The following is a 10,371-nucleotide window of genomic DNA, read 5'->3' as shown; positions in this document are numbered from 1 at the left end:
TCATGGCGTTGTCCAGGGCATCGCCGACCGACCCGATCGAGGCCGCGAGCTCGGCCAGTTCGAGGTGGCCGGTGAGCCGGATCGAGGTGTACTGCGAGCCGGCATCGCTGTGATGGATCAGGGTGCCCGCTTGGACCGGGTGACCATCCCGGGCGCGTTGCCACAGCGCCATCCGCAACGGGGTCATCACCAGATCGGTGTGTTTGGATGTCGCGGCGTGCCAGGCCACGATCCGGCGCGAGTACACATCGAGGATGAACGCGACGTACACGAACCCGGCCCAGGTCCGGACGTAGGTGAAGTCGGTGACCCACACGGTGTCCGGCGCGGGCGCGGTGAAGTTGCGTCCGAGCAGGTCATCAGCGCGGACCCCCGCACTGCCTTGTACCGTGGTCCGGACCGTCTTAGCTCGGCGGATCCCCTTGTGGCCCAACAGGTTCAAGCAGCGCGCCACCTGGGTGTGGCTGACCGCCACACCCTGCCGGCGCAGATGGACGAGCATCTTGCGTCGCCCGTACAACAACACCGGGGTCGCGGCGTCCTTGACCCCGTCTTTCCACACGTAACACGCCGCCAGGACCGCGTTCATCACGTACGCGTCGGCCACGTCCCGCGTCGAGGGGCGAGCTCGGCGCCAGGCCCGGTAGGTCCGCGCGGCGACCTGACAGCCCTGCTCACACAAGACTCGACAGACCGACTCGACCGCGTGGCCCTGACGTCGCATGGAATCGATGAACCCCATGATCAGCGGGTACGGGGGTCGAGTTCCCCCGCGAAGAAAGTTGTGGCCGCCGTCAGAATGGCCACGTCTTCACGCAGGCGCGCGTTCTCGGTCTTCAGCCGCTTGATCTCGGCGTGTTCCTCGCTCGATGTCCCCGACCGCGTCCCGGCGTCGACCTCGGCCTGCAAGGCCCACCGGCGCGCGGTCTCCGTTCCTAGACGCTCCTGCTTAGCCACCGCCGCCGCAGCAGCGGTCAACGAGGTGAACTCACCCCGCCGCTCCAACACCCGGCGAACCACCCGCTCCCTCACCGCGGGATCAATCTTCTTCGGCATCACGCCATCTTCCTGACTCAAAAGACAGCGGCATCAAACCCGTGCCGATTCAAGGCTGCCTCGGCAGCCGCGACCTTGGCCCGAAGCTTGTCGTTCTCACGCTCCAACGCGACCAACCGCGCGCGGTCTCTATTCGTCACCTGCATCGCTCCTCTCGGCGCTGCCGGCCCTAACCGGCCCTCCTGAGCCGCGATCACCCACTGACGGCCGGTCTCAGCATGCAACGCCCACCGGCGCAGTAACGCCGTCTTCGTGCCGCGGTCCAGACACTCACCGAACTCACGCACGAAATCCAACTTCTCAGCATTCGTAAACGAACGCTTACCCATAGCCGTACGACCAGGCATCCCTACCTCCATCTCGTGTCAGACGAACTGTCCAACCCAAGCCTGACAACTACGGACCTATTGCGTCCGGCCCAGGTTATTGCGTCCGCCGAGTTTGGGGCTAGGTGGCGGGGGCCAGGGCCGGCTCGGTCCGGCGGAACCACCAGTAGTTCAGGACGAACCGCAGTAGCCCACCCACGATCGTGCCGAGCACGACGAGGCCGCCCTGCTCGACCGAGGACGCCCCCTCGAACACCGCGAGGAGCAGGCTGCTGGCGCCAAGCTCGGCGAGGGCGGTCACGAAGGTGACCACACCGTCCATACCCCGAAGATGTGCCCCGGACACGCCGTAGGTGAAGCGACGGTGAATGAGGTTGCCGACCACCGTGGCGATCACCCACGAGACGATATTGGCCGCCTGACTCGACATCCATAGCGCGAACACCCAGAACAACCCGACATATAGCGCCGTGCCCACGCCACCCACGAGCGCGAACCGCACCAACTGGCCGAACACCGAGCCGTTGGCGCGCCCGACGGCGCTGGGGGAGGTCATGCCGGACATTGTGCCTTGTCCCTGCTGTCCGGCCGCTGTGCCGCCCGGATGGCGATCCTGTGACCCCTGGCGGGGCCTCGAATCGCCTGCCCTACCGTATGCCGAAGGGCCGGGTCCCGATCGGACCCGGCCCTTCGTCGTGGTCACCGCGAGGACTCACCTCGGTCGGCGGGGGAGGGGCCCATCAGTGACCGCCGGCGTTTCAGTGACTGCCCGCGTGCGTGGACTCGCCGGCAGCCTCGATGGCCTCGTGGGCGTGGCCGTCATGGTGGGCCGCCGCCAGCTCGGTCGGGGTGACCGGGTCCACGTGCGTGCCGAAGTAGAACTGCGACAGCCGAGCGCGCAACTTCGCACCGCGGGAACTGCGGTCGGCCACACCGTGCGCGTCGACGCCGCCGGTGAGTTCCAGCGGGGCCTGACGCTCGTAGCCCACGAGCTTCCAGCGGGTGTATTCGTCGAGCGGCTCGTGCGCCTCGAAGAACTTGCCCTCTGCCGTGCGTACGATCCGTCCGCTCTCACGGCCGTGCAGGACCATATTGCGGTCCGAGCGCTGCAGGCTCAGGCAGATGCGACGCGTCACCCAGAATGCCAGCACCGGAAGGATGAAGACCCCGGCGCGGAAGAAGTAGGTGATGTCGTTGATCGACATGTGCAGCTTGATCGCCATGAGGTCGTTGCCGGCCGCGAACATCAACACGCCGTAGAACGTCAGTGCGGCAACGCCGAGGGCGGTGCGGGTCGGCTGGTTGCGCGGACGGTCGAGCAGGTGGTGCTCCCGCTTGTCGCCGGTCACCCACGCCTCGATGAAGGGGTAGGCGGCCATCGCGCCATACATGATCGGGATCAGGAAGAGCGCGCCGATCGCGACGTTCAGGCTGAGGGGATGTCCGAAGATGTTGAACTCCAGCCACCCTGGCAACAGCCGCAAGGCGCCGTCGGCGAAGCCCATGTACCAGTCGGGCTGGCTGCCGGCGGTCACCGCGGACGGATCGTAAGGACCGTAGACCCAGATCGAGTTGATCTGGACGAAGGCGGCCAGCAGGGCGGTGAACCCGAAGACGATGAAGAAGAAGCCGCCGGCCTTCGCGGCATACACCGGCATGACGGGGAAGCCGACGACATTGTCGTTGGTGCGGCCCGGGCCGGGGTATTGCGTGTGCTTCTGCACCGCGACCATCACGATGTGCGCGGTGAAGAGACCGATCAGGATGGCCGGCAGAAGGAGGATGTGCACGCCATACAGCCGGGGGATGATCGCCTCGCCGGGGAAGTCGCCACCGAAGAGGCCGTAGGCCATATAGGAGCCGATCACCGGAGCCGAAAGGATGAAGCCCTGGGCGGCCCGCAGGCCGGTGCCCGACAGCAGGTCATCGGGGAGGGAGTAGCCCGCGAAGCCTTCGACCAGGGCCAGCATCGACAGGATGCAGCCAATGATCCAGTTGAGCTCACGCGGCTTGCGGAAGGCGCCGGTGAAGAAGACGCGCAGCATGTGGGCGGACAGCGCCACGATGAACATCAGCGCAGCCCAGTGGTGCATCTGGCGGATCAGCAGGCCGCCCTTGATGTCGAAGGAGATGTCCAGCGAGGACGCATAGGCCTCGGACATCTGCACGCCCTGCAACGGGATGTAGGAGCCGTCGTAGGTGGTGTGACCCGCGCTGGGGACGAACCAGAAGGTCAGGAACGTCCCGGTCAGCAGGCAGATGATCATCGAATACATCGCGATCTCGCCGAGCATGAACGACCAGTGGTCCGGGAAGACCTTTTTCATCAGGTAGTTGACGCCCTTGGCGGGGCCGAGGCGGTCGTCCACCCAACCGGCGACGCCGCCGAGCGCCTTCGAGCCGCCGGAGGCCGGCGCGGGACGACGGCTGTCGCCGGCCCGCAGTCGGTCGGCCGCGCGGCCGCTGTCGATCGGGTCGGCGGTGCTCATCCACGCTCCCAGAAGCTCGGGCCGACAGCCTCTTGGAACGGCTGTGCAGCGATCAGGTAGCCCTCATCGTCGACAGTGATCTTCAACTGCGGCAGCGGACGCTTGGCCGGGCCGAAGATCACCTTGCAGTCGTCGGTGACGTCGAAGGTCGACTGGTGGCAGGGGCACAACAGGTGGTGGGTCGTGCGCTCGTAGAGGCCGACGGGGCAACCCACGTGCGTGCAGATCTTGGAGTAGGCGACGATGCCGTCGTGGCCCCACTCCTTGGCCTTCTTGCCACCAGGGGTGTCCTGGAACTCCGTCGGGTCCAGACGCATGAGCAGGACGGCCGCCTTGGCCTTCTCCTCCAGCTGGCCGTGCTCGAGGCCGCCCTCGCCGTCGGCATTGGGCAGCAGGCCCGCGGGGAGGACGTGATAGACCGAGCCGATCGTGACGTCGGCGGCCTTGATCGGAATGCCCTCGGGGTCGGTGACCAGGCGCGGGTGCTCGAACGTGCGGTGCTGCTTGCCGTCCTCGCCCTCGTGCGGGTGTCCGTCCCAGAAGGTGACGTCGAGGTTGTTGCGCGGCAGCGGGCCGAGGCTGCCCAGAAGCTGCACCAGCAGCGGCAGGGAGAACAGGCCCATCGCGCCGCCCAGGCTGAGCTTCAGCAGGGGCCGGCGGAAGAGCTGGCTCTTCTCGCCACCATCGCGCATGACCTCGGCGAAACCCGCGCGAGCCTCGTCGCTGCTGCGCATCGGGTGGCGCATCTCGACGACTTCCTCGTCGGGCATGAGCGTCTTGGCCCAGTGGACGGCACCGAGGCCGATGCCGAGCAGCCCCAAACCGATGCCGATGCCGAGCAGCAAGTTGGTGGTCGACACATGGCCCAGGCCAGGGACCCAGGAGCGGTGCTCCGTCGAGAAGGCGAAGTAGCCGACCATCGCAACGATCGTGCCGAGCATCGACAGGCCGAAGAGGCCCGCGACCTGGCGCTCGGCGCGCTTGGCGCCGGCCTCGTCGTGATCCGCCATCCGGTGGACGTGCGGCGGCAGACCCGGGTTCTCGAACTCGGCCGGCATCTTGCCGTCACCGGGGTGGTGACCCTCGTCGAGGCGGACGACACCTGCAGAGTCGGCGTCGGGGAATTCGTGGGTGGTCATGGCGTTAGGCGCCCTTCTGTCCGAGCCAGTAGGCCGCACCGATAAGGATGCCGAGGCCGAAGATCCAGGCGACGAGGCCCTCGGAGACGGGGCCGAGCGACCCGAGCGCCATACCGCCGGGGTTGCCCTCCTCGTGCATCGTCTTGAGGTAGGCAATGACGTCGGCCTTCGCCTCGGGCGAGAGGTTCATGTCGTTGAAGACGGGCATGCTTTGCGGGCCGGTGAGCATGGCCTCGTAGATGTACTTCGCGTCGACGTTGTGCAGTGACGGGGCGTACTTGCCCCGGGTCAGCGCGCCACCGGCACCGGCGGAGTTGTGACACATGGAGCAGTTGGTGCGGAAGATCATTCCGCCCTTGCCCGGGTCGCCGCCCTCGCCGGAGGTGTACTTGGCATCGGGAACCGCCGGACCAGGGGCCAAGGACTGGATGTAGGCGCCGATCGCCGCGATCTTCTCGGCATCGAAGGACGGCACATTGCGGGGAGCCTGGATGCCCGGACCAGCCATCGGCATTCGGCCGGTGCCCATCTGGAAGTCGACAGCGGCCGCGCCGACACCCGCCAGACTCGGGCCTTCGTCGGTGCCCAGGGCGCCGATGCCATGGCAGGTGGCGCAGTTCTGCAGGAAGAGCTGCTTGCCTTGCTGGATCTGGTCCGAGCTCGCCTCCGCGGCCACAGCCGGCTTCGGGGCGAGGGCGGCGTAGGCGCCACCCGTCACGAACAGACCCAGCAACAGCAGCAATGCGATCGCCGCGGGATGGCGGCGCCGGCTTGCCAGTGCGTTCACGTGTGTGCCTTCCTTCGCTGTTCGGTCCGCGGAATCACTTCAGCAGGTAGATCGTCGCGAAAAGCGCGATCCAGACCACGTCGACGAAGTGCCAGTAGTAGGAGGTCACGACGGCGCCGGTGGCTTGGGCGTGACTGTAGTGACGGGTGGTGAAGGTGCGCCCGATGATCAGGAGGAAGGCCAAGAGGCCGCCTGTCACGTGCATACCGTGGAAGCCGGTGGTCAGGTAGAAGACCGAGCCGTAGCCATCCGAGGCCAGGGTGATGCCGTCATGTACGAGGTGGGCGTACTCGTAAACCTGACCGGCGATGAAGACCGAGCCGAAGATGTAGGTCAGGACGTACCATTCGCGCATACCCCAACTGCTGACGTTGAGCAGGCTTCCGGTGCGGGCCGGCTGCCCGTGCTCGGCGCGATAAACGCCCAGCTGGCACCACACCGAGGAGATGACCAGCACGATCGTGTTGGCGGTCGCGAACGGCACGTTGAGCGTGGGCGTGTGCTCCGCCCACAAGTCCGGTCGGACCTCGCGAATCGTGAAATACATTGCGAACAGCCCGGCGAAGAACATCAGCTCGCTGGAGAGCCAGACGATCGTGCCCACCGAGACCATGTTGGGACGAGTCACAGGACCCATTCCGGCATGGCCCGGCGACGCTGAAGGCGTGCTGGGAGTGAGTGCGGATGCTGTGGCCACGGCGCCATTATGTCGGTAATCGAATCGCCACGTCAGCCGACCCCCCGATAACAGTTGTGTCGCGTGGCGCTTTTGCCTGAGTAGGCTGTCCCGCATGGCCTCCACCGCTATGACGCATGCCGCGACGACGGGTGCCCAGGGCACGGGTCCCCGTGAACTCTCGATCCTTCTCTACAGCGACGACATCACGACGCGCGATGCCGTGCGGGCCGCAGTCGGGCGCCGGCCCAGCCGCAACCTCGCGGTGGCGAGTTGGCTGGAGTGCGCCACGCTCCCGGCGGTCCTGGAGGCCGTCGAGAGCGAGCGGTTCGACTTATTGATCCTCGACGGCGAGGCCGCGCCCGCCGGTGGCTTGGGTGTCTGCCGCCAACTCAAGAACGAGATCTTCGACTGCCCGCCCGTGCTGGTGCTCACCGGTCGGGCCCAGGACGTGTGGCTGGCGGCGTGGTCGCTGGCCGATGCCGCCGTGTCGCAACCGCTGGACGCTCTGGCCGTCTGCGCCGCGGTCGAGCAGGCCGTCGCGGGCAACGCCTGAGTATGGCGGTGTTGCCGGCGTCCGAGTTCTCCTGGCCGGACGTTTATACGGACTTGCTCAAACGGCGTGACCTCGCGCCGGAGGTGGCGACATGGGCGATGGACCAGATCATGTCCGGCGAGGCCACGGCCTCGCAGGTGGCCGGCTTCCTGATGGCGCTGCGGAGCAAGGGCGAGACGATCGCCGAACTCACCGCGATCGCCGGGGTGATGCTTGAGCACGCCCACCGGTTCAGCGTCGACGGGCCAAGCTTGGACATCGTTGGCACCGGGGGAGACCGCGCCCATACGGTCAACATCTCGACGATGTCGGCGATCGTCGCCGCCGGGGCGGGCATGCGCATCGTCAAGCACGGCAACCGGGCCGCCTCCTCGACGTCGGGCACGGCGGATGTGTTGGAGGCCCTTGGCCTGGACCTCGCGCTGACCCCGGCCCAGGTTCAGGAGGTGGCCGAGCGTGCCGGGATCACGTTCTGCTTCGCGCAGGCATTCCACCCCGCCATGCGGCACGCCTCGCCGACGCGCCGCGAACTCGGGGTCGGGACGGTCTTCAACGCTCTCGGACCGCTCACGAACCCCGCGCAGCCGACGTATGCCGCCGTGGGGGTCGCCGATCTGGCGCTCGCTCCGCTGATGGCGGGCGTGTTCGCCAACCGAGGCCGCCGCGCGGCGGTATTCCGGGGCGAGGACGGTCTGGACGAGCTCACGATCGCGGCTGCGTCACGAGTGTGGTGGGTTGCCGACGGCCAGGTGGTTGAGCACCTCGTGGCGCCCGAGGACGTGGGACTTGCGCAGGCCCCGCTGGATGCCTTGCGCGGCGGGGATGCGGTGCACAACGCCGGGGTGGTTCGAGACATGCTTGCGGGGGCGAGCGGACCGGTGCGCGACGCCGTGGTACTCAATGCCGGGACGGCGTTGGCGGTGTGCTCCGAGACCGTCGGTGCCGACTCGTCGCGGGACGCTCTTGTCGAGGCGATCGCTGCCGGCATCCGCCGTGCGCAGGAGTCGATCGACAGCGGCTCGGCCGGGGCCGTTTTGGAGCGCTGGATCGAGACGAGCCGCTCCGTCTAATCGCGGTTGTCGGGGGCTGGTCAATCCAGGCCGAGGCTGAAGGCCGCCTCCAAGTCGTGCCGGGAGTAGGCGCGGAAGGCGATATGGGTCGCGGTGCTCAGCACGCCGTCGACCTTGTTGAGCCGATCGGAGATGACGTCGGCGAGGTCGTCATGCTCTCGGACCCGGACCATGGCGATGAGGTCCGCATCCCCGGTGACCGAATAGACCTCCGTCACGCCGTCGAGGTCGGCAATCTGCTGGGCGACCTCGGGGATCCGGTGCACTTCGGCATTGATCAAGACGATGGCGGTGATCATGCGGTCATCATGGCAGCGGCGGTCCGCGCCGGGGCGCCCAGGTCGCTGAGAAGCGTCAGGTGGTGCGCTTGGGCCCCGCCGACGGGACACGTCCAGGCCCCGTCGATGTCGACGATGCGCACGCCAGGCTCCTCCAGCCAGGCCAGGATCTTCTCGGTCTCCTCCGCCGACGCGGCCGGCGCCGGCAGCTGGGCGGACGGCACTATTTCAGCGCTGGCCCGCAGAGCATCGACATACGGCATCGGGTCGGCTCCTCGTGGGCTGTGGGTGCTGCCGGCCAGCCGGCCATGCCGCACGCAGATCAACTCCCACCCACCGATGACGCTGCGTCGGGCGGCGAGGAGTTCTGCGGTGCGTGCCAATGGCGCCATGCGCTGGATGCGGCTCGCGCCCCGCAGAAGGGCACTCAACCGGTCCCGGACGGTGGCCGCCTCCTCGAAGCGCTGGCCGATGGCAAGGGTGGCCATCCGGTCGTTGAGGGCCGCGACGATGGCCCCGGGATCGCCGGTCATCGCGCTCGCCGCCCGCTCGGCGATCGCGGCATAGGCATCGATCTCGATGGCGCCGGTGCAGGGTGCCGGGCAGCGACCGAGGTCGGCGAGGGTGCACGCGCTGTCGCGCGGACGGGTGGCGGAGAGCTTCTGCGTGCACTGACGCAGGGTGAGGCTCTCGTGCAGGGCCGCGACGGCGTCCTCGGCCGCGGTGCGTGATCCGAAGGGCCCGAGATAGTGCGGGGTGTCTCCGCGAACCTGCCGCACGATCGACAATCGCGGGAAGGACTCGACGGTGAGCTTGATCCAGAGGGCTTTTTCCGGATTGCGGGATCGCCGGTTGTACGGCGGCTTGTGCTGCGCGATGAGGCGCAACTCGCGGACCTGCGCTTCGAGAACGGTCGCGCAGACGACGGGGGTGACGCTTTCGGCCAGGCGGATCATCTCGCCCATCCGTCGCCGCTTCTCCGCCCCGGTGAAATAGGACCGGACGCGAGTGCGAATCGCGACTGACGTGCCCACATAGAGAACGCGGCCGGCGCCGTCCTTGAACAGATAGACCCCCGGTGCATCCGGGAGATCGTCGGCGAGGTGGCGCTTGCGACGGCGGGCTTGCGGCACCTGCCCCGAATACGTGGCCAGTTCCTCGATGGTCGTCACGCCGAGGGTGCCGACCCGGCCGATCAGACCGTGCAGGACGTCGACGGTCGCTTGCGCGTCGTGCAACGCCCGGTGATCGGGGGTGACCGTAGCCCGGAAGAGCCGGGCCAGCGAGCCGAGCCGATGATTCGGGGACTCGTCGGCAGTGACCAGCGCGCGGGCGAGCAGCACGGTGTCGACCACGACGGGCTCCGGCCACGTCAGGCCGGTCGCCGCACAGGCCGCCTTGAGGAAGCCGACGTCGAAGCGGGCATTGTGCGCCACGATCACCGCGCCGGCAGCGAACTCCAGGAACGCCGGCAGCGCCGAGCGGATCGAGGGGGCCGAGGCCAACATCGCGTCGGTGATGCCGGTCAGGACGCGCACGACGGCCGGGATCGGCACGTGCGAGTTGACCAACGTCTGGAACTCGCCGAGCACCTCCCCGCCGCGGACTTTCACCGCACCGATCTCGGTGATGTGGTCCTGGCCGGCGCTGCCCCCCGTGGTCTCCAGGTCGACCACGACGAAGGTGACCTCGTGCAGGGGAGTCCCCACCTCGGGCAGTGGATCCTGTCGGGCGGTCGGCTTCTGCAGGGTCGTCATCGGCATACCCAAGACCGTATGAGCGAGCACCGACAGCCCCTCCGTGGCGCCCTCCGCTGCCCCCGGCAGAGCTCCCGCCACCCGCGGCGGGAGAGCGCGAAAAGGGGGTTGTCGGTGGCGGTCGCTAGCGTCTTGGACACAGGTTGACGAGGCCGTTGGGAGGCCAACAATGAGCACGATGATGATCGGCTGCGAGCGGTGCCCGATCCGTGGCACGAGTCGCGAGGCGGTTCACTG

Annotated in this window: 10 protein-coding genes and 1 pseudogene; 2 read left to right on the top strand and 9 right to left on the bottom strand. The window is 67.8% G+C overall.

The window, feature by feature from the left end:
* The 7 genes and pseudogenes from BN13_RS05680 to ctaE all read right to left on the bottom strand — a co-directional run.
* Positions 1–1,056: pseudogene (locus BN13_RS05680) on the bottom strand (IS3 family transposase); the annotation flags it as partial.
* Positions 1,057–1,073: 17 nt separating this feature from the next.
* Positions 1,074–1,403 (bottom strand): hypothetical protein, encoded by a 330-nt coding sequence (locus tag BN13_RS05670; RefSeq protein WP_157038460.1) that lies wholly within the window; start codon positions 1,401–1,403, stop codon positions 1,074–1,076.
* Positions 1,404–1,503: 100 nt separating this feature from the next.
* Positions 1,504–1,938, bottom strand: a complete 435-nt coding sequence (locus BN13_RS05665; protein ID WP_048545157.1) for a GtrA family protein — start codon at positions 1,936–1,938, stop codon at positions 1,504–1,506.
* Between the two features lie 202 nt (positions 1,939–2,140).
* Positions 2,141–3,871, bottom strand: coding sequence for a cytochrome bc1 complex cytochrome b subunit (gene qcrB, locus BN13_RS05660; RefSeq protein ID WP_048545156.1), 1,731 nt, complete (start codon positions 3,869–3,871; stop codon positions 2,141–2,143).
* On the bottom strand, positions 3,868–5,010 hold the full coding sequence (qcrA, locus tag BN13_RS05655; RefSeq protein ID WP_048545154.1) for a cytochrome bc1 complex Rieske iron-sulfur subunit: 1,143 nt from the start codon (positions 5,008–5,010) through the stop codon (positions 3,868–3,870). The genes qcrB and qcrA overlap by 4 nt, the downstream gene beginning before the upstream one ends.
* 4 nt (positions 5,011–5,014) lie before the next feature.
* On the bottom strand, positions 5,015–5,797 hold the full coding sequence (qcrC, locus tag BN13_RS05650) for a cytochrome bc1 complex diheme cytochrome c subunit (RefSeq protein ID WP_048545152.1): 783 nt from the start codon (positions 5,795–5,797) through the stop codon (positions 5,015–5,017).
* Positions 5,798–5,831: 34 nt separating this feature from the next.
* Positions 5,832–6,434 carry an aa3-type cytochrome oxidase subunit III gene (gene ctaE, locus BN13_RS05645; protein ID WP_048545150.1) on the bottom strand — a complete coding sequence of 201 codons (603 nt, stop codon included), beginning with the start codon at positions 6,432–6,434 and terminating at the stop codon, positions 5,832–5,834.
* A 154-nt stretch (positions 6,435–6,588) separates the two neighbouring features.
* Between ctaE and BN13_RS05640 the strand changes: the two genes are divergently transcribed.
* Positions 6,589–7,029 (top strand): response regulator, encoded by a 441-nt coding sequence (locus BN13_RS05640; RefSeq protein WP_053079730.1) that lies wholly within the window; start codon positions 6,589–6,591, stop codon positions 7,027–7,029.
* 2 nt (positions 7,030–7,031) lie between these two features.
* Positions 7,032–8,099, top strand: a complete 1,068-nt coding sequence (trpD, locus tag BN13_RS05635) for an anthranilate phosphoribosyltransferase (protein ID WP_048545146.1) — start codon at positions 7,032–7,034, stop codon at positions 8,097–8,099.
* A 20-nt stretch (positions 8,100–8,119) separates the two neighbouring features.
* Here trpD and BN13_RS05630 read toward each other — a convergent pair whose 3' ends face one another.
* Positions 8,120–8,398, bottom strand: coding sequence for an Lrp/AsnC family transcriptional regulator (locus BN13_RS05630; protein WP_048545143.1), 279 nt, complete (start codon positions 8,396–8,398; stop codon positions 8,120–8,122).
* Positions 8,395–10,140 carry a DEDD exonuclease domain-containing protein gene (locus BN13_RS05625; RefSeq protein ID WP_048545141.1) on the bottom strand — a complete coding sequence of 582 codons (1,746 nt, stop codon included), beginning with the start codon at positions 10,138–10,140 and terminating at the stop codon, positions 8,395–8,397. The genes BN13_RS05630 and BN13_RS05625 overlap by 4 nt, the downstream gene beginning before the upstream one ends.
* Positions 10,141–10,371: the final 231 nt, after the last annotated feature.

Source organism: Nostocoides jenkinsii Ben 74, from assembly GCF_001046875.1.
Taxonomy (GTDB): domain Bacteria; phylum Actinomycetota; class Actinomycetes; order Actinomycetales; family Dermatophilaceae; genus Nostocoides_A; species Nostocoides_A jenkinsii.
This window is presented reverse-complemented; position numbering and strand designations above follow the sequence as displayed.

Coding starts and splice junctions, on each gene's coding strand:
- BN13_RS05670 (WP_157038460.1), bottom strand. CDS start 1,403: ATGCCTGGTCGTACGGCTATGGGTAAGCGTTCGTTTACGAATGCTGAG.
- BN13_RS05665 (WP_048545157.1), bottom strand. CDS start 1,938: ATGACCTCCCCCAGCGCCGTCGGGCGCGCCAACGGCTCGGTGTTCGGC.
- qcrB (WP_048545156.1), bottom strand. CDS start 3,871: ATGAGCACCGCCGACCCGATCGACAGCGGCCGCGCGGCCGACCGACTG.
- qcrA (WP_048545154.1), bottom strand. CDS start 5,010: ATGACCACCCACGAATTCCCCGACGCCGACTCTGCAGGTGTCGTCCGC.
- ctaE (WP_048545150.1), bottom strand. CDS start 6,434: ATGGGTCCTGTGACTCGTCCCAACATGGTCTCGGTGGGCACGATCGTC.
- BN13_RS05640 (WP_053079730.1), top strand. CDS start 6,589: ATGGCCTCCACCGCTATGACGCATGCCGCGACGACGGGTGCCCAGGGC.
- trpD (WP_048545146.1), top strand. CDS start 7,032: ATGGCGGTGTTGCCGGCGTCCGAGTTCTCCTGGCCGGACGTTTATACG.
- BN13_RS05630 (WP_048545143.1), bottom strand. CDS start 8,398: ATGATCACCGCCATCGTCTTGATCAATGCCGAAGTGCACCGGATCCCC.
- BN13_RS05625 (WP_048545141.1), bottom strand. CDS start 10,140: ATGCCGATGACGACCCTGCAGAAGCCGACCGCCCGACAGGATCCACTG.